This window comes from Burkholderia pyrrocinia, assembly GCF_022809715.1.
In the GTDB taxonomy this organism is placed as follows: domain Bacteria; phylum Pseudomonadota; class Gammaproteobacteria; order Burkholderiales; family Burkholderiaceae; genus Burkholderia; species Burkholderia pyrrocinia_C.
The window spans coordinates 706,046-730,307 of sequence record NZ_CP094459.1; the positions used below are offsets into that span (position 1 = coordinate 706,046).

19 protein-coding genes are annotated in these 24,262 nt (G+C 68.0%); 8 read left to right on the forward strand and 11 right to left on the reverse strand.

The window, feature by feature from the left end:
- Positions 1 to 152: 152 nt before the first annotated feature.
- The 5 genes from MRS60_RS03300 to MRS60_RS03320 form a co-directional block, all read right to left on the reverse strand.
- On the reverse strand, positions 153 to 2,267 hold the full coding sequence (locus MRS60_RS03300; protein WP_243565207.1) for a site-specific recombinase: 2,115 nt from the start codon (positions 2,265 to 2,267) through the stop codon (positions 153 to 155).
- A 461-nt stretch (positions 2,268 to 2,728) separates the two neighbouring features.
- Positions 2,729 to 3,457, reverse strand: a complete 729-nt coding sequence (locus MRS60_RS03305; RefSeq protein ID WP_034182762.1) for a PqiC family protein — start codon at positions 3,455 to 3,457, stop codon at positions 2,729 to 2,731.
- Entirely contained in the window at positions 3,454 to 5,073 is a 1,620-nt protein-coding gene (locus tag MRS60_RS03310) for an intermembrane transport protein PqiB (RefSeq protein ID WP_034182763.1), read from the reverse strand. The genes MRS60_RS03305 and MRS60_RS03310 overlap by 4 nt, the downstream gene beginning before the upstream one ends.
- Positions 5,066 to 5,695, reverse strand: a complete 630-nt coding sequence (locus MRS60_RS03315) for a paraquat-inducible protein A (protein ID WP_034182764.1) — start codon at positions 5,693 to 5,695, stop codon at positions 5,066 to 5,068. Before MRS60_RS03315 ends, MRS60_RS03310 begins: the two co-directional genes overlap by 8 nt.
- Positions 5,692 to 6,366 carry a paraquat-inducible protein A gene (locus MRS60_RS03320; protein ID WP_034182765.1) on the reverse strand — a complete coding sequence of 225 codons (675 nt, stop codon included), beginning with the start codon at positions 6,364 to 6,366 and terminating at the stop codon, positions 5,692 to 5,694. The genes MRS60_RS03315 and MRS60_RS03320 overlap by 4 nt, the downstream gene beginning before the upstream one ends.
- A gap of 257 nt (positions 6,367 to 6,623) precedes the next feature.
- On the opposite strand from MRS60_RS03320, the gene MRS60_RS03325 reads away from it, so the two are divergent.
- The 4 genes from MRS60_RS03325 (at position 6,624) to MRS60_RS03340 (ending at position 9,869) form a co-directional block, all read left to right on the forward strand.
- On the forward strand, positions 6,624 to 7,184 hold the full coding sequence (locus MRS60_RS03325; protein WP_034182766.1) for a cytochrome b: 561 nt from the start codon (positions 6,624 to 6,626) through the stop codon (positions 7,182 to 7,184).
- A gap of 8 nt (positions 7,185 to 7,192) precedes the next feature.
- Positions 7,193 to 7,753 (forward strand): YceI family protein, encoded by a 561-nt coding sequence (locus MRS60_RS03330; protein WP_034183410.1) that lies wholly within the window; start codon positions 7,193 to 7,195, stop codon positions 7,751 to 7,753.
- A 64-nt stretch (positions 7,754 to 7,817) separates the two neighbouring features.
- Positions 7,818 to 8,399, forward strand: coding sequence for a YceI family protein (locus MRS60_RS03335; RefSeq protein WP_034182767.1), 582 nt, complete (start codon positions 7,818 to 7,820; stop codon positions 8,397 to 8,399).
- A 192-nt stretch (positions 8,400 to 8,591) separates the two neighbouring features.
- The gene (locus MRS60_RS03340; RefSeq protein WP_105389829.1) at positions 8,592 to 9,869 is read left to right on the forward strand and encodes an MFS transporter; all 1,278 of its coding nucleotides are present in this window, start codon (positions 8,592 to 8,594) and stop codon (positions 9,867 to 9,869) included.
- Positions 9,870 to 9,884: 15 nt separating this feature from the next.
- On the opposite strand, the gene MRS60_RS03345 is transcribed toward MRS60_RS03340, so the two are convergent.
- From MRS60_RS03345 to queA, 6 genes are all read right to left on the reverse strand, one after another.
- Positions 9,885 to 11,444: a S41 family peptidase gene (locus MRS60_RS03345; RefSeq protein ID WP_243565208.1), complete on the reverse strand. Its 1,560-nt coding sequence runs from the start codon at positions 11,442 to 11,444 to the stop codon at positions 9,885 to 9,887.
- 224 nt (positions 11,445 to 11,668) lie between these two features.
- Positions 11,669 to 12,619 (reverse strand): protein translocase subunit SecF, encoded by a 951-nt coding sequence (gene secF, locus MRS60_RS03350; protein WP_034182770.1) that lies wholly within the window; start codon positions 12,617 to 12,619, stop codon positions 11,669 to 11,671.
- Positions 12,620 to 12,637: 18 nt separating this feature from the next.
- On the reverse strand, positions 12,638 to 14,659 hold the full coding sequence (gene secD / locus MRS60_RS03355; RefSeq protein WP_034182771.1) for a protein translocase subunit SecD: 2,022 nt from the start codon (positions 14,657 to 14,659) through the stop codon (positions 12,638 to 12,640).
- 106 nt (positions 14,660 to 14,765) lie between these two features.
- Positions 14,766 to 15,089 carry a preprotein translocase subunit YajC gene (yajC, locus tag MRS60_RS03360; RefSeq protein ID WP_034182772.1) on the reverse strand — a complete coding sequence of 108 codons (324 nt, stop codon included), beginning with the start codon at positions 15,087 to 15,089 and terminating at the stop codon, positions 14,766 to 14,768.
- Positions 15,090 to 15,314: 225 nt separating this feature from the next.
- On the reverse strand, positions 15,315 to 16,508 hold the full coding sequence (tgt, locus tag MRS60_RS03365) for a tRNA guanosine(34) transglycosylase Tgt (protein ID WP_034182773.1): 1,194 nt from the start codon (positions 16,506 to 16,508) through the stop codon (positions 15,315 to 15,317).
- Positions 16,509 to 16,661: 153 nt separating this feature from the next.
- Entirely contained in the window at positions 16,662 to 17,729 is a 1,068-nt protein-coding gene (queA, locus tag MRS60_RS03370; RefSeq protein WP_034182774.1) for a tRNA preQ1(34) S-adenosylmethionine ribosyltransferase-isomerase QueA, read from the reverse strand.
- Between the two features lie 167 nt (positions 17,730 to 17,896).
- On the opposite strand from queA, the gene recG reads away from it, so the two are divergent.
- The 4 genes from recG (at position 17,897) to katG (ending at position 24,167) form a co-directional block, all read left to right on the forward strand.
- Positions 17,897 to 20,242: an ATP-dependent DNA helicase RecG gene (gene recG / locus MRS60_RS03375; RefSeq protein ID WP_217588272.1), complete on the forward strand. Its 2,346-nt coding sequence runs from the start codon at positions 17,897 to 17,899 to the stop codon at positions 20,240 to 20,242.
- A gap of 135 nt (positions 20,243 to 20,377) precedes the next feature.
- A complete protein-coding gene (locus MRS60_RS03380; protein WP_034182776.1) occupies positions 20,378 to 21,337 on the forward strand; it encodes a LysR substrate-binding domain-containing protein in 960 nt (319 codons plus the stop codon).
- A 392-nt stretch (positions 21,338 to 21,729) separates the two neighbouring features.
- The gene (locus MRS60_RS34935; RefSeq protein ID WP_258170479.1) at positions 21,730 to 21,858 is read left to right on the forward strand and encodes a hypothetical protein; all 129 of its coding nucleotides are present in this window, start codon (positions 21,730 to 21,732) and stop codon (positions 21,856 to 21,858) included.
- 122 nt (positions 21,859 to 21,980) lie between these two features.
- Positions 21,981 to 24,167 carry a catalase/peroxidase HPI gene (gene katG, locus MRS60_RS03385; protein WP_243565209.1) on the forward strand — a complete coding sequence of 729 codons (2,187 nt, stop codon included), beginning with the start codon at positions 21,981 to 21,983 and terminating at the stop codon, positions 24,165 to 24,167.
- Positions 24,168 to 24,262: the final 95 nt, after the last annotated feature.

The window sequence follows — 24,262 nt, forward strand, 5'->3', positions numbered from 1 at the left end:
GGCGGGTGAGGACGTGCAAAAGTCCATCATTGTACGCGGCGCGGGCGACCGGGGCCGGCGTTTCGGCGCGGCGGCGCAGGCGCGACGGCCGCGTTCGCGCGGGGAGGCCGGCGCAGCGGCGCCCGGTGGGGCACCGCCGCGCCGCCTCAGGCTCAGTGCGCGCCCGGCTGGCCGGTGCGCGCGGCCTGGCCGGCGGCCGGCCAGAACAGCGCGAGCGGATTCGACAGAACCGTGCGCACGATCGCGGCGACGAGCGCGCGCACCTTGGTCGGGCGCAGGCTGCGCGAGCGCACGGCCATCGTGAACGCGAGCGCGAAGCTCACGAGCACGTTGAGGATCGCCATGCTGAGCACGCCGGCGCCGGCCCACCACAGCTCGGGCGTCCCGAGCGCACCCTTGCCCAGCACGCCGAGCGCGATCCCGATCGAGCCGGCCGACAGCGTCACGTGCCGGACCTCGAACGGGAACATGAACACGGTGACGATCGCCGGAACGAGGCCGAGCATCAGGCCGAGGCCGACGTTCGCGACCACGCCCGCGACGTTCGACCGGCAGAAGTGCGCGAGCTTCGCGGCGCCGGCCGCGCCGAGCGTCAGGCGCAGCCGGCGGTTGTAGGTGAGCGCGTCGCCGACCCGGTGCAGCACGAACCAGTTGTCGGCCCAGCCCGCGAGCAGGCTCGACGCCCACAGCAGCACGCCCGTCAGCGCCGCGTAGAGCGGCGTCGGGCCGAGCAGCGAGAACGAGTGCAGCGTCGCGTGCGCCTTCTCCGGCGAGATCAGGTTCGCGTGCAGCACATTGCCCGCGAACAGCTGCACGAGCAGGCACACGGGCAGCACGACGAGCACGTTGCCGGAAATCGCGGCCGCCTGCGTGCGGATCAGCGCGATCACCGACGACACGAACGCCTTCACGCCTTCGTCGTGGCCGGTGTCGTCGAGTTCGCGCGCGAGCGTCGGCGCGGTCATCGCGGGCTGCTTGGTCGCGAGCGTGAAGTGCAGGAAGTGCATCAGCATGAAGCTGGCCGCGTAGTTGACGCCCGCGAGCAGCCCTTCGAGCATCGACTGCAGGTGCGCGCCCGTGATCGCGAACTTCACGCACACGGTCACGACCGTGACGAGGCCGCCGCCGGCGGCCATCCGCAGCATCTTCAGGTACTCGGCGCGGCCGCGCGAGATGTAGTGCTCGCCGGTGTCCGCGTTGGTCTCGACGAGCTTGCGCGCGAACAGCGAGAAGTTGCTGCGCACGAGGTGCGTGACGCTCTGGCTGTTCTGGTTCGCGTCGACCAGCTCGGCCGTCAGGCGTGCCATCCCGTGCAGGTCGTCGCGTGCCATCCACGCGTTCAGCAGCGTTTCGGCGCGCAGGATGCGCATGCGCATCCGTTCGACCTGGAACACGATGTCGACCGACACGCCGTTGCGGTACAGGTGCGAGAACACGTTGTCGACCGCGATCCGGCATTCGTCGAGCAGCACGCGCAGGTAGTTCACCTCATGCAGCAGCTTGCTCGGGTCGCCGCCGTCCTCGACGGCCGCGTGCGCGGTCTCGACCGCGAGCATTGCACGCGTGAGGCGATAGAGCGGCTGCGTTTCGAGCGGCTGGCGCGCATCGTCGTCGGACAGCCGGCTGCGCACCGTCTGCGACAGGCCGGTCGAGCTGATCTGGCAGGTCAGGTTGTGCAGCGCGGCCAGCAGGTCGCGCGAGAACGAGCCGGGCTCGTGGCGCTCTTCGTCGGTGACGTCGAACGAGAACAGCTCGGCGAGGCGCGCGAGCAGGTCGTCGGGCAGCGCGTCGATCCATTGCGCGTCCCCGGGTGCCGGGAACATCAGCGTGAACAGCGCCGACAGTTCGCGGCGGTTCGGCGCGGGCGGGATCAGCGACGAGTCGATCCGCTCGAACAGCGCGCCGAAGAAGCCCGAGTGCACGGGCATGCCGGCGTCGCACAGCAGCGAGATGCCGTCGCACTCGCGCAGGATGCCGCGCAGGATGCGCGCGGCATGCGATTTCCATGCGGGGTTGCGATCGAGCACGTGGAACAGGTAGCGCAGCCGCGCATGGGCCGGATACGCGCGTGCGTCGGCGTCGCGCTCGGCCGGCGCGTCCTGCATCGTGCCGTTGCGGCGCAGCCAGTGCGCGAGCTCGATCAGCCATTCGCTGCGCTCGGCGTACGACGCATCGGCGTCGGCGTGCGCGAGCAGCGCATCGAGCTGGTGGCCGGCATTGCGCGACGCGCGCCACTTCTTGATCAGGGTCGTCAGGGAACGAAACATAAACGGAATAGCGAAAGCCCTGGACGGGCGGGTTCGGGATGCCGGCCGGGAATGCGGCACGGCGCCGGGGAGAACGGGTGAGACGGGGCCGGTTGCCGGACGATGCGCGGCGACCCGCGGTACGGCTGCCCCGCTGCGGTGCACGCCGATCGCGTCCGGGCGCCGGGAGGCACGGCAGTCGGGCCGAACGCGGCCCGGCGCCGCCGGCTCGCGCGCACGACGAGCGGCGCGAGCCTGAAAGTGCGTAGGATCGTCAATCGGGCCGGAAAACGCAAGCCGACCGCGTTGCATGGTGCCGGTTCCGGCCGACTTTGCCAAACAATGCAAAGTCGCCGTTCGGCCGATGAAGCGCTATGCGATCGGCTGCGGCAGTGTCATGCAAGCGGCTGCCGGCAGACGCGCCGCGTCGGACCAAGCCGCACCGGCGAACGGTTCTTCGGATGTCCGTCAGCGCTGCCGGCTCATGCGCCGCCGGATTTGCCCGTCGCGCCGGCGTCGCCGCCGGACGTCGGGATTGCCGGGCACGGCACGACCGGCGCGGCGGCCGTCTTGCTGCCGGCCGCGGGCGCCGTCGCGGGCGTCGTGCCGCGGCTTGCGGCCATCGCGCGCACGCCGGCCGCGGCCTGCGTGGCGATCACGTCGAGCGCGCGCCGGTGGCCGGCGACGAGCGCGTCGTAGCTGTCGGCGACCGGTTCCGCGACGCTCGTGCGGCAGGTCATCACGGCCTGCGTGCCGAGCGGGCGCACGCTCCACACGGCGTCGACCGCTGCGCGCTTGCCGGGCCACGACTCGAAGCGCTGTACGTTCACGCTGATGCGATACACGGGCACGCCGGGCGGGTACGCGGAATTCGCGACGTCGATCGTGCCGAGCTGCGCGGCGAGATCGTCCGACAGCGCGCGGCGGATCTCGTCGGCGGGCGGCGACGCCCAGCGTTCCTGCTCGAGCACGTCGACCTGCGCGGCGTTCTTCTGCACGACCAGCTGGTTCTTCGCGACCTGCTCGGGCACGCCGACGGACGGCACCTCGATCAGGAACGCCGGGTTGGCCGGCGCGGTGCGCACCGGGGCCGCGGCGTCGGCCGGGCTGAGCGTGTAGAACCGCGCGGGCGGCGAGCTGCACGCGGCGAGCGCGAGTGCGGCGAAGGCCGCCGCCGCGCCGCTCGCGAAACCGTTCACGCGTGTCGTCATTGTTTATCTCCTGGCTTGCCCTTGAGCAGCGATTCGGGGTGACGCTCCAGATAATCGGCGAGCGCGTTCAGCGACTGCAGCGTGCGCGTGAGCTCCTTCAGCGCGCCGCGCACGTCGGATTGCAGCGGCGAATCCTGCTGCAGCGTCGCCTCGGCGGTCGAGAAGGTCTGCTTCGCGGCCGACAGCGTGTCGCGCGCTTCCGGCGCGACCTGCGTGTCGAGCTGCTTGAACAGCTTGTCGGCGTTCGACAGCGCGCTGTTCAGGTTCGCGCCGATCTGGTCGAACGGCACCTTGTCGAGCTTCTTCGCGATGTCGGCGACCTGCAGCTGCAGTTCGTCGAGCGTGTTCGGCACGGTCGGCAGTTCGAGCGGCTGGCGCGCCGTGTCGATCTTCACGACCGGCGCCTTCGGGAAGAAGTCGAGCGCGACGTAAAGCTGGCTCGTCAGCAGGTTGCCGGTGCGCAGCTGGCCGCGCAGCCCGTGCTGGACGAGCCGCTCGACGATCTCGCGGCGCGCCGGTTCGCCCTTGCTCTCGATCGTTTCGCGGAAGCGGCGGCCGAGGCGCTCCGGATACACGTTCATCGTCACCGGCATCGTGAAGTTCTTCGTCTTCGGATCGTAGTCGATGCCGATGTTCGTCACTTCGCCGAGCACGATGCCGCGGAAGTCGACCGTCGCGCCGACGGCGAGCCCGCGCAGCGACTGGTTGAAGTTCATCACGACCTGCAGCGGCTGGCCGTCCGGGTCGCGCATCGCGTCGCCCTCGTCGGAGGCCAGGCGGAACGTCGTGTTGTTCGGCGCCGTCGTGCCGCTGCCCTGGTTCGGCGGCGTCTGGAATGCGATGCCGCCGAGGATCACCGTCGCGAGCGACTGCGTGTTCAGCTTCAGGCCGCTCGAGTCGAGCCGCAGGTCGACGCCGCTGGCCTGCCACCAGCGCGAGTTCACGCCGACGTACTGGTCGTACGGCGCAGTAACGAACACGTTGACCGTGACGCCCGTGCCGTCCTTGTCGAGCGAGAAGCCGACCACCTGGCCGACCTGCACGCGGCGGTAGTAGACGGGCGAGCCGATGTCGACCGAGCCGAGCGAATCGCCGCGCAGCACGTATTGCGTGCCTTTCTGGTCGCCCGTGACGGCGGGCGGCGTTTCGGAGCCCGTAAAGTCGGTCAGCGTATCCTGCCCGTGGCCGGCGTCGACGCCGATATACGCGCCGGACAGCAGCGTGCCGAGCCCCGACACGCCGGTCGCGCCGACGCGCGGCCGCACGATCCAGAAGCGCGAGCCCTTGACCGCGAAGTCCTCGGCTTCCTTCTTGAGCTGCACCTGGACGAGCACGCGCGACAGATCTTTCGACAGCTTGATCGTCTTGACCATGCCGATCTCGACGTCCTTGTACTTGACCTGGGTCTTGCCGGGCTCGAGCCCTTCGGCGCTGTGGAAGCTGATCGTGATTTCCGGGCCGCGCTCGCGCACGGACTTGATCACGAGGCCGATGCCGATCAGCGCGGCGATCAGCGGCACGAGCCACACGAGCGACGGCAGCCAGCCGCTTTTCGTCGAGATCGTCGGATCGGGCGGCCGGGGCTGGTCGTGCTGCGGGCCTTGCGGACTATTCATGGTGATTCCCTGAGGTTTCTACTGGATCCCAGATCAGGCGGGGATCGAACTGCATCGATGCGAGCATCGTCAGGATCACGACCGAGCCGAACGCGAGCGCGCCGGGGCCGGCCGTGATGACGGCGAGCGAACGGAAATGGACGAGCGCGACGGTGAGCGTCACGACGAAGATGTCGAGCATCGACCAGCGGCCGATGCGCTCGACGATCCGGAACAGGCGCGTGCGCTGCAGCGGCCGCCAGGTGGTGCGGCGCTGCGCGCTGATCACGAGGATCAGCAGCACGCCGAGCTTGAGCATCGGCACGAGGATGCTCGCGACGAATACGACGACGGCGAGCGGCCAGTCGCCCGACACCCAGAAATAGATGACGCCGCTCATGATCGTGTCTTCCTGCGAGCCGACGATCGACGCGGTGCGCATGATCGGCAGCAGGTTCGCCGGAATGTAGAGGATCGCGGCCGCGAGCAGCAGCGCCCAGGTACGCATGATGCTGTTCGGGATGCGGAAATGCAGCGCGGTGCCGCAGCGCGCGCAGTGCGCATGCGGCCGGTCGAGCGTCTGCACGAGTCCGCACGTGTGGCAGCTCGCATAGCCCTCGCGGGCGGCGGTCGGCGTCGTCATCGGCGGGCGGCCTCGGGCGGCGGCGCGGCGGTGTCGGGCGGCTCCGGCTGTCCGGGCGGGCGCCCGGCGCGCAGGTCGTCGGCGATGTCCCACAACGTGCGCGGATCGAACATCAGCACGACGGCGATCATCAGCGTGAGCGCGGCGAACGCGAACAGCGCGGCATCGGGAACGACACGTGCGAGGCTCACCATCTTCACGATCGTCACGACGATCCCGAGCATGAACACCTCGATCATGCCCCATGGCCGCACGAGTTCGATCGCGCGCAGCACCAGGTTGAAACCGGGCGGCACGACGCCGCGCCGGATCGGCAGCAGCAGGTACAGCAGCGCGGACATCTCGACGAGCGGGAACAGCACGGTCGAGCAGAACACCATCACGCCGACGGCCGCCATGTCCTGGCGCCACAGCGAGTCGATCGCGCCGATCAGCGTCGTCTGCACGCGGTTGCCGTTCACGTCCATTTCGAGGATCGGGAACGCCTGCGCGATCGTGAACGTGATCAGCGCCGCGAGCGCGAGCGCGCAGATCCGCTCGATCTGCGTGGTGCTGTCGCGATAGAGCAGTGCGCCGCAGCGCGGACAGCGCGCAATTTCGCGGTGGCCGAGGCGCGGTTTGTGCAACAGTGCGTCGCACTCGTGACAGGCAATCAGGTCGTTTCGTTGCATGGAAAAAGCGGTTGCGCGACGGCGGGAAAACGCGTCGACGGGGCCGAAACCCGCGCCAATCTTACCAAAACGCCTTTTTCGCGGTGTCAACGATCGTATGGTTAGTGACCGATCGGTAACATGGCGGGAAGCGGGCAGCAGGCTGACACGCCTGTCCTCAGAGTCCGCGCGGGTCTAAAGGTTGCGGTAGCATGGCGCCCTTGACAAGCGTCGGACTCATGGCCGGCGCGGCTGTTCGCTGAACTGAGGAACCCAAGATGGCATCGAATTCGCTGCCGGCCACGCCGGTACGCTATACGCAGAGCGCGATCGCGCTGCACTGGCTGATCGCGCTGCTGATCGTCTGCGCCTTCGCGCTGGGCTGGGTGATGACGGACATCCCCGGCTTCACGCCGACGAAGCTGAAGTACTTCTCGTGGCACAAGTGGCTCGGCGTGACGGTGTTCGCGCTGGCCGTGGTGCGCGTGCTGTGGCGCGCGACGCACGTGCCGCCGCCGCTGCCGGGCGGCACGCCGGCGTGGCAGCGTGCGGCGTCGCACGGCGTGCACATCCTGCTGTACGTGCTGATGCTGGTGATCCCGATCACGGGCTACCTGTACAGCTCGGCGTCGAACATCCCGGTCGTGTACCTCGGCATCGTGCCGCTGCCGCGGCTGATCGATCCCGATCCGGTGCTCAAGGAAACCTTCAAGACGCTCCACGTGTCTTTGAATTACATTCTGCTTGCGCTCGTGTCGCTGCACGTGCTCGCGGCGCTCAAGCACCAGTTGTTGGACCGCGACGGCCTGCTGTCGCGGATGCTTCCCTTTGCCAAATGAAGGATTCCATGAAAGTGTCTTTCTCCCGCTCCATGCTGACCGCGTTCGCCGCGGTGTCACTTGTCGCGTCGGGCGCGGCGCTCGCCGACGTCGATCTCGCGAAGAGCAAGGTGTCCGCCGTGTCGAAGCAGATGAACGTGCCGACCGAAGGCGCGTTCAAGAAGTTTTCCGCGCAGGTGAAGTTCGATCCGGCGAAGGCCGCGCAGGGCAGCGCGCAAATGACGATCGACGTCGCGAGCTATGACCTCGGCGACAAGATGTACAACGACCAGGTCGCGGGCAAGGACTGGTTCGACGCGAAGGCGTATCCGCAGGCGACGTTCGTGTCGTCGGCGATCGCGCCGGCCGGCGGCAACAAGTACAACGTGACCGGCAAGCTGACGATCAAGGGCAAGTCCGAGGCCGTCACCGTGCCCGTCACGGTCACGCAGAGCGGCGCGACGCAGACCTTCGACGGCGTGCTGCCGATCAAGCGTTCGGCGTTCAACGTCGGCACCGGCGAGTGGAAGGACACGTCGATCGTCGCGGACGAAGTGCAGATCAAGTTCCATCTGGTCGCCACGAAGTAAGCGGCGGCCTGTCGCATCACCCGAATGCCGCGCGAGGGCGCGGCGCCGTTCCAAGGAGAATGAGTTGAAAAAGCATCTGATGATCGCCGCCGGCGCACTGGCCGCTTCGCTGTCGTTCTCGGCATTCGCCGACAGCGCGACCTACCAGTTCGACCCGAGCCACACGTACCCGAGCTTCGAGGCCGACCACTTCGGCGGCCTGTCGGTCTGGCGCGGCAAGTTCGACAAGTCGAAGGGCTCGGTGACGCTCGATCGCGCGGCGAAGACCGGCACGGTCGACGTGACGACCGAGGTCGGCTCGATCAGCACGGGCAGCACGAAGCTCGACGAGCACCTGCAGACGGCCGAGTTCTTCGACGCATCGAAGTACCCGGAAGCGACCTACAAGGGCGCCATCAAGTTCGACGGCGACAAGCCGGTGTCGGTGGTCGGCAACCTGACGCTGCATGGCGTCACGAAGCCGCTGACGCTGAAGATCGATTCGTTCAAGTGCATGCCGCACCCGATGCTCAAGCGTGAAGTGTGCGGCGTCGACGCGGTCGGCGAATTCAGCCGCGACGATTTCGGCCTCGACTACGGCAAGCAGTACGGCTTCAAGATGAAGACGAAGCTGCTGATCACGGCCGAAGCCGTCAAGCAGCAGTAACGCCGTCGGCCGGGCCTGCCGCCGCGCCGGCCCGCCGCGAGCCAACCGCCGCGTTCCCGTTACCGGGGCGCGGCGGTATTTTTTTGCGCGCCTATAATCGCCCGAGCGCCGCTCGCGGCGCCCGGCGGGCCGACGGCGCGGGCGTGGCCGCGGCCGCCTCGAACAGAACGTACAACGACAAGGAGATCGCCGATGCATGCCGCCACGCAGTCCCGTTCCATTGCCTCGTCGCCGCGCGTGTGGCGCGCGGTGGTCGCCGCGTCGATCGGCAACGCGCTCGAGTGGTTCGATCTCGTCGTCTACGGCTTCTTCGCGGTGACGATCTCGAAGCTGTTCTTTCCGGCCGGCAACGACACCGTGTCGCTGCTGCTCACGCTCGGTACCTTCGGCGTGTCGTTCTTCATGCGGCCGCTCGGCGCGATCGTGCTGGGCGCGTATGCCGACCGCGCGGGCCGCAAGGCCGCGCTCACGCTGTCGATCCTGCTGATGATGGTCGGCACGCTGATCATCGCGGTGCTGCCGACCTACGAGACGATCGGCGTCGCCGCGCCGGTGATCCTCGTCGCCGCGCGGCTGATGCAGGGTTTCTCGGCCGGCGGCGAGTTCGGCAGCGCGACCGCGTTCCTCGCCGAACACGTGCCGGGCCGGCGCGGCTTCTTCGCGAGCTGGCAGGTCGCGAGCCAGGGGCTCACGACGCTGCTCGCCGCCGGTTTCGGCACCGTGCTGAACGCGCAGCTGTCGGCCGCGCAGATGGCTTCGTGGGGCTGGCGCGTGCCGTTCTTCTTCGGCCTGCTGATCGGGCCCGTCGCGTACTACATCCGCGCCAAGGTCGACGAGACGCCCGAATTCCTCGCGGCCGAGGGCACCGCGAGCCCGCTGCGCGACACGTTCGCATCGCACAAGGCGCGCCTGGTCGCCGCGATGGGCGTGGTCGTGCTCGGCACCGTCGCAACCTATCTCGTGCTGTTCATGCCGACCTACGGCGTCAAGCAGCTCGGCCTCGCACCGTCCGCCGCGTTCGCGGCGATCCTCGTCGTCGGCGTGATCCAGATGGCGTTCGCGCCGCTCGTCGGCCACTGGTCGGACCGTTACGGCCGTGTGCGCGTGATGATCGCGCCGGCCGTCGGCATCCTCGTGCTGATCTATCCGGCATTCGCGTATCTGGTCGCGCATCCGGGCTTCGGCACGCTGATCGCGCTGCAGGTGCTGCTCGCATTCCTGATGACCGGCTACTTCGCGGCGCTGCCGGGCCTGCTGTCCGAGGTGTTTCCGGTGCAGACGCGCACGACCGGGATGTCGCTCGCGTATAACGTCGCGGTGACGATTTTCGGCGGCTTCGGGCCGTTCATCATCGCGTGGCTGATCCGCGCGACCGGGATGAAGACCGCGCCGAGCTTCTACCTGATGTTCGCAGCCGTGCTGAGCCTCGCGGCGCTGGTCGTGCTGCGCCGGCGATTCGGCTTCCGGTAGAAGGGCGGCGGCGCGTCAGTTGCCGCCGCGTTCGCACACGGGCTGCGCGGGCATCAGTTGCGCCGGCGCGTCGACGGTCCGCACGGGGCGCCCCGCGAGTGCGGCGAGCGCCTGCTGCAACTGCCAGTCGTCGGCGGTGCCGAATGTGCGCTGCGGCAGCGCCGCGCTCTTCGACGTGTCGACCTTCGCGCGTACGCGCGCTTCGCGCAGCTTTTGCCGTTCCTTGCGCACGGGCGCGAACGGGTCGGGCGCCAGCCGGTCCGCATACGGCGCGCGTGCGAGATCGACTTCCCGGTACCACAGCAGCACGCCGTCGACGTCCGAGTCGCGGCGCGGCGGCACGAGCCAGTCCGGCACGACGCCGTAGCCGTCCATCGGCCAGCCGTTCGGCCGCAGGTTGCGCGCGAACGTGAAATTCAGGCGCGTGCCGTCGATCAGGTCGACGCCCGTCTGCGCGAGCCCCTTCCCGTAGGTCGGCATGCCGAGCAGTTTTGCGCGGCCGAGATCCTTCAGCGCCGCCGCGGTCGCTTCGGCGGCCGATGCGCTCTGTCCGTCGACGAGCACGACGAGCGGCACGGTCCGCCACCAGTCGTCGGCCTGCAGCGGCGCGAGCGGATCCTGCCCGTGCATCACCGGCAGTTCGTAGTCGGGCCAGTTGGTCGAGAAGCGGCGGCGGTGGGTGTCGCCGCGCTCGACCGTCACCATCGCGGTGCGGTCGCGTCCGGCGAACAGCGCGGCGATGCCGATCGCCGCATTGAGCGCGCCGCCGCCGTTGATGCGCAGGTCGAGAATCATCCCTTTCACCGGCGGGCCCGCGCGGCGCGCGACCTGCACCGCGTCGATGAAGTCGCCGACCGCCGGCTCCGGAAAGCTCGACAGACGCGTGTACACGATGTCGCCGTCGAGCCGCTTCGCGATCGCCGGATGCGGCTTGACGATCGCGCGCACGGGCGCGAAGTTCAGCACCGCATGGTTCGGGCCGCGCTGCACCGTGAGCTTCAGCGGGACGCCCGCATCGCCCTTCGCGAGTTTCACGAGCTCGCTATTGTCGATGCCGACGACGCTTCGGTCGTTCATCGCGACGACGAGATCGTCGGGACGCACGCCGGCCTTCTCGGCCGGTGCGTCGGGAATCACGTCGATGATGTGCAGCCCGTCGGGCCGCGTCTCGAAGACGATCCCGATGCCGGGTGTACCGTCGCGCGAGCGTCGTTCGTTGTCGCGCCGCTCCTGCTCCTCCTTCGCGTTGAAGAAGCGTGCGTACGGCAGCGTCTTGATCCCGTCGTGGGTCGCGGCGTCGAGCAGCTCGCCGATGTCGACGTCGGTCAGGTGCTGCTTCTTCAGCACTTCGACGGCGGCCTTCAGTTCGCAGATCTGCGGCTCCCAGTCGGGCGGGCAGGGTGACGGCGATACGGCGGCAGGCTGGGAGGCCGAGGGAACAGGCGGGGCGACGGGTTGTGAGACAGGCGGCGCGGCTGTTGGTGCGGATGCCGACTGTGCGCCGGCAGGTTGCGTGCACGGCAGCAACGCAGCTGCGACGGCTGCGCAGCCGGCGAGGCGACGAACGACACACATCGGAGGCATCATCGGGACCGCATGTTCGGACGGGGGGCGAGGGTGCTTGCACGCCGGCGAGTGGCCGGCATGCTGCTGGGCAGGGCGGAGACGATTGTAGCCGACACCCGTGACGGCGCCTGTCGGGCTGGCCGCGCGCCGCACGACAGCGGCCAGCGCGCATGAAAAAAAAAGCCGGTCCAAACAGGACCGGCCTTCTTGCGTTTGCCGAAACGGCGCGGCGCTTAAACCTGCGCGCCCGCGTTCGGATCGTCCGGATCGTGCGCGGTCTTCTTGTCCTTGATCAGGTCTTCGCGCTTGATGCCGAGCCACATCGCGAGCGAGCCCGCGACGAACACCGACGAGTAGATGCCGAACATGATGCCGACCGTCAGCGCGAGCGCGAAGTAGTGCAGCGTCGGGCCGCCGAAGAAGAACATCGACAGCACCATCATTTCCGTCGACGTGTGCGTGATGATCGTCCGCGACATCGTGGTCGTGATCGCGTGGTTGATCACTTCCTGCACGCTCATCTTGCGTTCGCGGCGGAACGTCTCGCGGATCCGGTCGAAGATGACGACCGACTCGTTGACCGAGTAGCCGAGCACCGCGAGGATCGCCGCGAGCACCGCCAGCGAGAACTCCCACTGGAAGAACGCGAAGAAGCCGAGAATGATCACGACGTCGTGCAGGTTGGCGATGATGCCGGCGACCGCGTACTTCCATTCGAAGCGGAACGACAGGTAGATCACGATGCCGATCACGACGCACGCGAGCGCGAGCAGGCCGTCGGTCGCGAGCTCCCGGCCGACCTGCGGGCCGACGAACTCGACGCGCTGCAGCGTGACGTCCGGGCTCTGCGCCTTCAGCGCGGTCATCACCTGGTCGCTCTGCTGCGCGGACGTGAGGCCTTCCTTCAGCTGCAGCCGGATCAGCACGTTGCGCGACGTGCCGAAGTTCTGCACCTGCGCGTCGGCGTAGCCGAGCTTGCCGAGCGTCGCGCGCACGGGTTCGAGCTCCGCCGCCTGCTGGTACTGCACCTCGATCACCGTACCGCCGGTGAATTCGACGGACAGGTGCAGCCCGCGGTGGAACAGGAAGAACACGGCGGCGAGGAACGTGACCAGCGAGATCACGTTGAACACCAGCGCGTGCCGCATGAACGGAATGTCTTTACGGATGCGGAAAAATTCCATGGTCTCGTCTCCGGGGCCTTATTGGGTCGAGCCCGGTTTCTTCGGCGACACGCCTTGCTGCGCGCGGTTGCGCAGCTGCGGCTTGCCGGCGCGCGGCGCATTGCCCTTCGCGGGTGCGGCGAGCTTCGCGGCGCGCGCGGTGTCGGTCGATTCGTCCGCGTCGGTGAACGACGCGGCGGCAGCGGCGCCTTCCGGCCTCCACACCTGGCCGATCGCGAGCGACTTCAGCTTCTTGCGGCCGCCGTACCAGAGGTTGACGATCCCGCGCGAGAAGAACACCGCGGAGAACATCGACGTCAGGATACCGAGGCAGTGCACGATCGCGAATGCGCGAACCGGGCCCGAGCCGAACGCGAGCAGCGCGAGGCCGGCGATCAGCGTCGTGACGTTCGAGTCGAGAATCGTCGCCCACGCATGCGCGTAACCGGCCTGGATCGCGAGCTGCGGCGGCTGGCCCGCACGCAGTTCTTCACGCACGCGCTCGTTGATCAGCACGTTCGAGTCGATCGCCATGCCGAGCGCGAGCGCGATTGCGGCGATACCGGGCAGCGTCAGCGTCGCCTGCATCAGCGACAGCACGGCGACGAGCAGCAGCAGGTTCACCGACAGGCCGATCACCGAGACCACGCCGAACAGCATGTAGTACGCGATCATGAACACGGCGATCGCGCAGAAGCCCCAGATCACCGAGTGGACGCCCATCTTGATGTTGTCGGCGCCGAGGCTCGGGCCGATCGTGCGTTCCTCGATGATGTCCATCGGTGCGGCGAGCGAACCGGCGCGCAGCAGCAGCGCGAGGTCGGCCGCGGCCTGCGGCGTCGGCTGGCCCGTGATCTGGAAGCGGTCGCCGAGTTCGGACTGGATCGTCGCGACCGTCAGCACTTCGCCCTTGCCCTTCTCGAACAGCACCATCGCCATCGGCTTGCCGATGTTGTCGCGCGACACCGTGCGCACCGCGCGGCCGCCGGCCGAGTCGAGGCGGATGTTGACCGACGGACGCTGGTGTTCGTCGAAGCCGGCCGATGCATCGATGATGCGGTCGCCGGTGAAGATCACGTCCTTCTTCAGCAGCACGGGTGCCTGGATGCCCTGCGTGAACAGCTCCTCGCCCGGCGGAACCGGGTCGTTCGGGTTCGGGTGCGTGTTGATCGGGTCGGCGAGGCGTGCCTCGAGCGTCGCGGTGCGGCCGATGATGTCCTTCGCCTTCGCGGTGTCCTGCACGCCCGGCAGTTCGACGACGATGCGGTCGCTGCCTTGCTGCTGCAGGATCGGTTCCGACACGCCGAGTTCGTTCACGCGGTTGTGGAGCGTCGTCAGGTTCTGCTTGAGCGCGGCGTCCTCGACGGACTTCTGCACGGCCGGCGTGAACGTGCCGACGACCTGCGTGCCGCCGCCGCCGGGCTGGGTCGCCCATTGCAGTTCGGTGACCGACTGCGCGAGCACCTTGCGGGCGTCTTCGGCGGTCTGCGCATCGCTGAAGTTGACGACGACGGACTGGTCGACGCGGCTCACGCCGCCGTCGCGGATGTTCTTGTCGCGCAGCAGCGAGCGCGCGTCGGATGCGTCGGAGTCGAGCTTCTTCGTGAGCGCGCCCGTCATGTCGACCTGGAGCAGGAAGTGGACACCGCCGCGCAGGTCGAGGCCGAGATACATCGGCAGCGCGTGCAGGGCAGTCAGCCAGCGCGGCGACGCGCTCTGCAGGTTCAGCGCGACGACGTACTGCGGATCGTTCGGGTCGGTGTTCAGCGACTTCTGCAGCAGGTCCTTGACGCGCAGCTGCGTATCGGTGTCCTTCAGGCGCACGCGGATGTTCGCGCTGGTCGCCGTGTTCTCGAAGGTGACGTCGTCCGGCGTGATCTGCGCGGATGCGAGCGCCGATTCGACCTGGGTCAGCGTGGTCGAGTCGAGCTTGACCGTGGCCTTGCCGCTCGACACCTGCACCGCCGGCGCTTCGCCGAAGAAGTTGGGCAATGTGTACAGAAGGCCGATGGCGAGCGCCACGACCATCACGACATATTTCCAGAGTGGGTAACGATTCATGAGGGGGCCGAACGGGTGGTTGGCGTGAAAGCGTCGCGTCCGGCGCCGCGGCGGCCCGCTCTCTCAGGCGGGCACGGCGCGGGGGGCCGGACGCTCGGTGAAGGGCTTACAGCGACTTGATCGTGCCCTTCGGCAGAATGGTCGTGACCGCAGCCTTCTGCACGGTGATTTCAGTGCCTTCGGCGATCTCGACGCCGATGTAGCCTTCGGTGACCTTCGTCACCTTGCCGACGAGGCCGCCGCTCGTGACGACTTCGTCGCCCTTGGCCATGGCCGCGAGCATGTTGCGGTGCTCCTTCTGACGCTTCATCTGCGGACGGATCATGATGAAGTAGAGCACGCCGAACATCAGGATGAGCGGCAGGAAGCTCATCAGGCTCGATTCGGCGCCACCGGCACCTTGAGCGAAGGCATTGGAAATGAACGGCACGTTGGTCTCTCCGTAGGGGAAGATCGAAAAATAAGCCGGTTATTCTACCACCGGCCCCATGCGCAAACGGCGCAGCAAATGCGCTTTCGGATCAAGCTGTTAAAGCACGAACCGGCACCATTGCGACTTGTTTGGAAAGGCAATTGTAATATTTGGCGGTCGGGTCCGGCAGTCGGAGCACGTTATTTAGTACACGTCCTATGTGACGAACCGCCGCGCGGCCCGTCAGTCGACGCCTCTGGCGCGGTCCTCCGCGAAGCGCTGGCGGAACGCGTCGAACGTATGGGTCTCGATCGCTGCGCGGATCTCGCTCATCAGCTGCAGGTAGTAGTGCAGGTTGTGGATCGTGTTGAGCTGCGCGCCGAGGATTTCGCCGACGCGGTGCAGGTGATGCAGGTAGCCGCGCGAGAAATTCCGGCACGTGTAGCACGCGCAGCTCGCATCGAGCGGCTTCAGCGAGTTCTTGTGCGTCGCGTTGCGGATCTTCACGTCGCCGAAGCGCGTGAACAGCCAGCCGTTGCGCGCGTTGCGGGTCGGCATCACGCAGTCGAACATGTCGATGCCGTTGGCGACGCCCTCGACCAGGTCCTCCGGCGTGCCGACGCCCATCAGGTAGTGCGGCTTGTTGGCCGGCAGCTTCGGGCCCACGTGCCGCAGCACGCGCATCATGTCTTCCTTCGGCTCGCCGACCGACAGCCCGCCGATCGCGAGGCCGTGGAAGCCGAGCTCCGACAGGCCCGCGAGCGATTCGTCGCGCAGGTCCTCGAACATCCCGCCCTGGACGATCCCGAACAGCGCATTCGGGTTGCCGAGCCGGTCGAACTCGTCGAGCGAGCGCTTCGCCCAGCGCAGCGACATGCGCATCGATTCGGCCGCTTCCTTGTGCGTGGTCGGCACGCCGTCGGTCGCGTACGGCGTGCATTCGTCGAACTGCATCACGACGTCGGAGTTCAGCACCTTCTGGATCTGCATCGACACTTCCGGCGACAGGAACAGCTTGTCGCCGTTGATCGGCGACGCGAACGTGACGCCGTCCTCGGTGATCTTGCGCAGGTCGCCGAGCGAGAACACCTGGAAGCCGCCCGAATCGGTCAGGATCGGCTTGTTCCAGCCCATGAAGCCGTGCAGGCCGCCGTGCGCGTCGATCGTGTCGAGGCCGGGGCGCAGCCACAGGTGGAACGTGTTGCCGAGGATGATCTGCGCGTTGATCTCGTGCAGCTCGCGCGGCTGGATCGCCTTCACGGTGCCGTACGTGCCGACCGGCATGAAGATCGGCGTTTCGACCACGCCGTGGTTGAGCTTCACGCGGCCGCGGCGCGCGTGGCCGTCGGTCGCCAGCAGTTCGAATTCGAGCCCGCCCGCCGGGCGGTCGTGCACGGGGGCGTGCGTATCGTGATCGTGGGATGAGCCTTCGGTCATCGCGTCATTCTCCTTGCTACCGGAAAACAGTCCGGCGCATGTTGAAAGCGCCGCCGGCAAGCCGGCGGCGGGGAAAAGGGGGGGGCGCGCCATCGTAGCGCGCGGCGGGCGAACGGCGGCCGCGCTGCGTGCGGGCCGTCGCGCCTGCCGCGCTTAAACGCGCGGCGCCTCCGGCGTGTCGCGCCGCGTGAGCAGCATCGCGTCGCCGTAGCTGAAGAAGCGGTAGCGTTGGTCGATCGCGTGCCGGTACGCGGCGCGGATCGTCTCGACACCCGCGAACGCCGACACCAGCATCAGCAGCGTCGACTTCGGCAGGTGGAAGTTCGTGACGAGCCGGTCGACCACGCGAAAACGATAGCCGGGCGTGATGAAGATGTCGGTCTCGGCCTGCGTCGCCGCGAGCGGGCGGCCCGCTTCGTCGGCCGAGCGCGCGGCGGCTTCGAGCGCGCGCATCGACGTCGTGCCGACCGCGATCACGTTGCCGCCGCGCGCGCGGGTCGCGGCGATCTTGTCGACGAGCGACTGCGGCAGGTCGTACCACTCGCTGTGCATCTTGTGCTCGGCGATGTTGTCGACGCGCACCGGCTGGAACGTGCCGGCGCCGACGTGCAGCGTCAGCGTCGCGCGCTCGACGCCCATCGCATCGAGCTTCTCGAGCATCGGCTGGTCGAAGTGCAGCCCGGCCGTAGGAGCTGCGACCGCGCCGGGATTGCTCGCGTAGACGGTCTGGTAGCGCGTCTCGTCGGTTGCGTCGGGATCGTGCTCGATATACGGCGGCAGCGGCAGGCGGCCGTACTGCTCGATCAGTGCGAGGCACGGCTCGGGGAAGTGCAGCGTGAAGAACGGCTCGACGCGCTCGCCGACCGTCACGTCGAACGCATCGGCGAGGCGCAGCGTCGTGCCGGCGCCCGGCGACTTGCTCGCGCGGATCTGCGCGAGCGCCGTGTGCGTGCCCGTCACGCGTTCGATCAGCACCTCGATCTTGCCGCCGCTGGCCTTCTGGCCGAAGAAACGCGCCTTCAGCACCCTGGTATCGTTGAAGACGAGCAGGTCGCCGGGTGCGATGCACGACGGCAGCTCGGTGAAACGGCGGTCGACGAGGCGCGCGGGCTCGACGGTGCGGTCGACCTCGAGCAGGCGGCTCGCGGTGCGGTCGGGCAGTGCGGTTTGCGCAATCAGCTCGGGCGGCAGATTGAAATCGAAATCGGAAAGCGTGAACATGCGGGCTGGTTCGAAGCGGCCGGCGGGCGTCGCCGGCAGGGCGGAAACGCGTAAATGGGGCGCGCGAGCCGCTATGATGACGGGATGCGCGGCCTGGCCGGCGTCGTTCGTTCGGACGACGTGAAAGCCGCTATTGTACTTGCCTTGCGAAGCACCCAGACGATCCGATGCCTGTGTCACCACGCCGTTCCACCGCCACCGTTGCCGATTCCGCCGATCCGTTCGACACGGAGGATGTTGCGTTGCCCGCGCATCGCGCGGCGGAGCGTGACGCGCAGGATCCTGCCGAGCCGCAGCGCGCCGCGCCGCGCCGCGCCGGCCCGAAGCGCGGCGCCGACGGGCGGCTCGCGCAGCCGGCCGCCGCCGCGCCCGATGCCGAAGGCGCCGCCGCGAGCGACGAAGCGGGCGCAACCGGCACGAAGCGCAAGAAGAAGGCGGCCGCCGACAAACCCGTGAAGACCGTCGACAAGCTCGCGAAGCTCGGTCTCACGCGCTCGATCGATCTCGTGCTGCATCTGCCGATGCGCTATGAGGACGAAACCACGCTCACGCCGATCGGCGAACTGCTGCCGGGCGGCATTGCGCAGACCGAAGGCGTCGTGTTCGACAACGAGGTCGCGTACCGGCCGCGCCGCCAGCTCGTCGTGAAGATCCAGGACGACGACGGCGAGCACCTCGTGCTGCGCTTCCTGAATTTCTACGGCTCGCAGGTCAAGCAGATGGCCGTCGGCCAGCGGCTGCGCGTGCGCGGCGACGTGCGCGGCGGCTTCTTCGGGATGGAGATGGTGCATCCGGCGGTGCGCGTCGTCGACGCGGATACGCCGCTGCCGCAGGTGCTCACGCCCGTCTATCCGAGCACGGCCGGCGTGTCGCAGGCCTATCTGCGCAAGGCGATCGAGAACGCGGTCGAGCGCACGCCGCTACCCGAGCTGCTGCCGCCCGAGATCGATCGCGCGTACCTGCGGCCGCTCGGCGTGCCGTCGCTCGAGCAGGCCGTGCGCATCCTGCACCACCCGGGCGTCGATTCCGACGAAGCCGCGCTGATGGACGGCTCGCATCCGGCGTGGACGCGCATCAAGTTCGAGGAACTGCTCGCGCAGCAACTGTCGCTCAAGCGCGCGCACGAGGAGCGCCGCACGCGCGCGGCGCCCGCGATGCCGCGCCGCACCGCGAGCGATGCCGATGCGCTGACCACACGGCTCTACGCGGCGCTGCCGTTCACGCTGACCGGCGCGCAGTCGCGCGTCGTCGACGAGATTGCGCACGACCTCACGCTCGCGCACCCGATGCAGCGCCTGCTGCAGGGCGACGTCGGCAGCGGCAAGACGGTCGTCGCGGCGCTGGCCGCCACGCAGGCGATCGACGCTGGCTACCAGGCCGCGCTGATGGCGCCCACCGAAATCCTCGCGGAACAGCACGCGCGCAAGCTGCGCGCATGGCTCGAGCCGCTCGGCGTCACGGTTGCGTGGCTGGCGGGCAGCCTGAAGGCGAAGGAGAAGCGCGCGGCGATCGAGGCGGCCGCGCTCGGCACCGCGCAGCTCGTGATCGGCACGCACGCGATCATCCAGGACACGGTCGAATTCGCGCGGCTCGGCCTCGTGATCGTCGACGAGCAGCATCGCTTCGGCGTCGAGCAGCGTCTCGCGCTGCGCGCGAAGGCCGCGAACGCGGCCAACGGCGCGCGCGATTTCCAGCCGCACCAGTTGATGATGTCGGCCACGCCGATTCCGCGCACGCTCGCGATGACGTACTACGCCGATCTCGAAGTCTCGACGATCGACGAGCTGCCGCCGGGCCGCACGCCCGTGCTGACGCGCCTCGTCGGCGACGCGCGGCGCGAGGAGGTGATTGCCCGCGTACGCGAGGCCGCGCTGACGGGGCGCCAGGTGTACTGGGTGTGCCCGCTGATCGAGGAAAGCGAGACGCTGCAGCTGCAGACGGCCGTCGAGACCTACGAGACGCTCGCCGCGGCGCTTCCCGAGCTGAAGGTCGGGCTCGTGCACGGCCGGCTGTCGCCGGCCGACAAGGCGGCCGTGATGGAAGCGTTCACGCGCAACGACGTGCAGCTGCTGGTCGCGACGACCGTGATCGAAGTCGGCGTCGACGTGCCGAACGCATCGCTGATGGTGATCGAGCACGCGGAGCGCTTCGGCCTCGCGCAGCTGCACCAGTTGCGCGGCCGCGTCGGGCGCGGCACTGCGGCGTCGGTGTGCGTGCTGCTGTACACGGGGCCGCTGTCGATTACCGGCCGCGAGCGGCTCAAGACGATGCGCGAGACGACCGACGGCTTCGAGATCGCGCGGCGCGACCTCGAAATCCGCGGTCCCGGCGAATTCCTCGGCGCGCGCCAGTCGGGCGCGGCGATGCTGCGCTTCGCGAACCTCGAGACCGACGGCTGGCTGATCGATCCGGCCCGCGAGGCCGCAACGCGACTGATCGCCGCGTACCCCGACGTCGTCACGCAGCATCTCGCGCGCTGGCTCGGCGCTCGCGAGCAGTACCTGAAGGCCTGATCCACCGGTTCGGGGCCGGATCCTGAGCCGCCAAAACCGTCGATCGACGCATCGCGATGCAGAGAAACTTGGCGAACCGGTGCCAGAGGGTGTATAAATTAAACCTATCGCATGTATATCTCTGATTGACCCACAATGACGCTGACTGAATTGAAATACATCGTCGCGGTCGCGCGCGAGCGGCATTTCGGCCGCGCGGCCGAAGCATGCTTCGTGAGCCAGCCGACGCTGTCGGTGGCGATCAAGAAGCTCGAAGACGAGCTCAACGTGCAGATTTTCGAGCGCGGCGCGAGCGAAGTGAGCGTGACGCCGATCGGCGACCAGATCGTCACGCAGGCGCAGCGCGTGCTCGAGCAGACCTTCGCGATCAAGGAGATCGCGAAGCAGGGCAAGGACCCGCTCGTCGGCCCGTTCCGTCTCGGCGTGATCTACACGATCGGGCCGTACCTGCTGCCGACGCTCGTCAAGCAGATGATCCAGCGTGTCCCGCAGATGCCGCTGATGCTGCAGGAGAACTACACGCTGAAGCTGCTCGAACTGCTGAAGCAGGGCGAGATCGACGCCGCGATCATGGCGCTGCCGTTCCCGGAAACCGGCCTGATGGTGCGCCCGCTGTACGACGAGCCGTTCGTCGTCGCGCTGCCGGCCGGCCATCCGTGGGAGAAGCGCGAGGAAATCGACGCCGAGGACCTGAAGCAGGAAACCATGCTGCTGCTCGGCAACGGCCACTGCTTCCGCGATCACGTGCTCGGCGTGTGCCCGGAGCTGATGCGCTTCTCGCAGACGGCCGACGGCATCCAGAAGACCTTCGAGGGCTCGTCGCTGGAGACGATCCGCCACATGGTCGCGAGCGGCGTCGGCATCACCGTGCTGCCGCGGATGTCGGTCACCGAGGTCGGCCCGCGCGCGAACGGCCCCGATGCCGAGTTGCTGTCGTACGTGCCGTTCCACGAGCCGGTGCCCGACCGCCGCGTGGTGCTCGTGTGGCGCAAGAGCTTCACGCGGATGCCCGCGATCGACGCGATCAGCGATGCGATTTCCGCATGCGAACTGCCGGGCGTCGCGAAGCTCGACATGCCGGCGACGATGAACTGACCGAGCCGCGGCTGCGTGCGTGACAACACGATGAACGGGGTCTTGCGACTCCGTTTATTTTTTCCTATCGCATAGATGAAATTAATCAAATTCAAATAATCGATAGATTTGCCTAAAATTCTCTACATGGATCGGCGTCATGTCGACGGTCGATTTGCACGCTGAATGCAAGCGTCAAAGGAGGATGTCATGATGCGGTCGGTATTGCAGCACGCGCAGCGGAACATCCCGTCGTGCGACGAGGTCGTACATCGCGCCAGGGTTGCGGTTCGGCGCCTGCGTCCGATTGCGTTCGCATACCTGGCGGACCGTGTGTATGGCGGATGAACGTTGCCGCATGCCGGTCCTGCGTGCCCCCGCGTCACTGCCGCCAAGCCATGAGAGAGCATCGCATGTCCGAAAGCTGGAACACCACGCGCATCACCGGCACGACGCCTGCCGGGGGCCGGTTCCCGGAGCGCCCCGCCTGCGGCGCGTCGCAGCGGGAACGCGCGGCGAAGGCCTCGCACGACATTCCGTAGTACGACAGGAGGGACCCTACCTGTTCCGTTTCCCATCCCCGCAATGACACTCCACAGACAGCGCCCGGCATGCCGCCGGAGCGAGCAGGTGGAGGCATACGAGCAAGCCAAGGAGAAAACGCATGTCGACCGAAACGAAGTGCCCGTTCAACCACACCGCAGGCAGCGGCACGACGAACAAGGACTGGTGGCCGAATCAGCTGAACCTGAACGTCCTGCACCGGCACTCGGCGCTGTCCGATCCGATGGACAAGGATTTCGACTACGCCGAGGCGTTCAAGAAGCTTGACCTCGCGGCAGTGAAGAAGGACCTGCACGCACTGATGACGACGTCGCAGGACTGGTGGCCGGCCGACTTCGGCCACTACGGCGGCCTGTTCATCCGCATGGCCTGGCACAGCGCCGGCACGTACCGCACGGCCGACGGCCGCGGCGGCGCGGGCGGCGGGCAGCAGCGCTTCGCGCCGCTCAACAGCTGGCCGGACAACGTGAGCCTCGACAAGGCGCGCCGGCTGCTGTGGCCGATCAAGCAGAAATACGGCCGCAACATCTCGTGGGCCGACCTGCTGATCCTGACCGGCAACGTCGCGCTCGAATCGATGGGCTTCAAGACCTTCGGCTTCGCCGGCGGCCGCGTCGACACGTGGGAGCCGGACGATGTCTACTGGGGCTCGGAAAAGATCTGGCTGGAACTGAGCGGCGGCCCGAACAGCCGCTACTCGGGCAAGCGCGACCTCGAAAGCCCGCTCGCCGCGGTGCAGATGGGCCTCATCTACGTGAACCCGGAAGGCCCGGACGGCAACCCCGACCCGGTTGCGGCCGCGCACGACATCCGCGAGACGTTCGCGCGGATGGCGATGAACGACGAAGAGACGGTCGCGCTGATCGCCGGCGGCCACACGTTCGGCAAGACGCACGGCGCCGGCCCGGCATCGAACGTCGGCCCCGAGCCGGAAGCCGCGGGCCTCGAGCAGCAGGGTCTCGGCTGGAAGAGCGCGTTCGGCACGGGCAAGGGCGCGGACGCGATCACGAGCGGCCTCGAAGTCACGTGGACGTCGACGCCGACCAAGTGGAGCAACGACTTCTTCAAGCACCTGTTCAGCTACGAGTGGGAGCTCACGAAGAGCCCGGCCGGCGCGCACCAGTGGGTCGCGAAGGACGCCGGCGAAGTGATTCCGGATGCGTACGACGCGTCGAAGAAGCATCGCCCGACGATGCTGACGACCGACCTGTCGCTGCGTTTCGACCCGGCATACGAAAAGATCTCGCGCCGCTTCTACGAGAACCCGGCCGAGTTCGCCGATGCGTTCGCACGCGCGTGGTTCAAGCTCACGCACCGCGACATGGGGCCGCGTGCGCGTTATCTCGGCCCGGACGTGCCGGCGGAACACCTGCTGTGGCAGGACCCGATCCCGGCCGTCGACCACAAGCTGATCGACGACGCCGACGTCGCGGCGCTGAAGGCGAAGGTGCTCGCATCGGGCCTGTCGGTGTCGCAGCTCGTGTCGACCGCATGGGCGTCGGCTGCGACGTTCCGCGGTTCGGACAAGCGCGGCGGCGCGAACGGTGCGCGCATCCGCCTCGCGCCGCAGAAGGACTGGGAAGTGAACCAGCCGGCTGAACTCGCGAAGGTGCTCGCGACGCTCGAAGGCGTGCAGAAGGCGTTCAACGACGCGCAGACGGGCGGCAAGAAGGTGTCGCTCGCCGACCTGATCGTGCTGGCCGGTGCGGCCGGCGTCGAGCAGGCAGCGAAGAATGCGGGCGTGGCGGTGACGGTGCCGTTCGCACCGGGCCGTGCGGATGCGTCGCCGGAGCAGACCGATATCGACGCGATGGCCGTGCTCGAGCCGCTGGCGGATGGTTTCCGCAACTTCCTGAAGCATGCGTACAAGACGCCGGCCGAGGCGCTGCTGGTCGACAAGGCGCAACTGCTGACGCTCAGCGCGCCCGAGATGACGGTGCTCGTCGGTGGCCTGCGCGTGCTCGGCACGAACGTCGGCGATGCGAAGCACGGCGTGTTCACCGACCGTCCGGAAACGCTGACCAACGACTTCTTCGTGAACCTGCTCGACATGGGCACGGAGTGGAAGCCGGTGTCGGCCGCGAACGACGTGTTCGAAGGGCGCGATCGCGCGACGGGCAAGGTCAAGTGGACGGGTACGCGCGTCGACCTGATCTTCGGCTCGCACGCGCAGCTGCGCGCGCTGGCCGAGGTGTACGGCAGCGCGGATGCGAAGGAGAAGTTCGCACGCGACTTCGTCGCGGCCTGGAACAAGGTGATGAACCTCGACCGCTTCGATCTCGCATGAGCCTGGCCGCCGCGTAATGCGGCAGTGCGGTAACGCAGCAACGCAGTAACGTGAAACGGCCGGTCGAACGACCGGCCGTTTTTTCTCGAACCGAT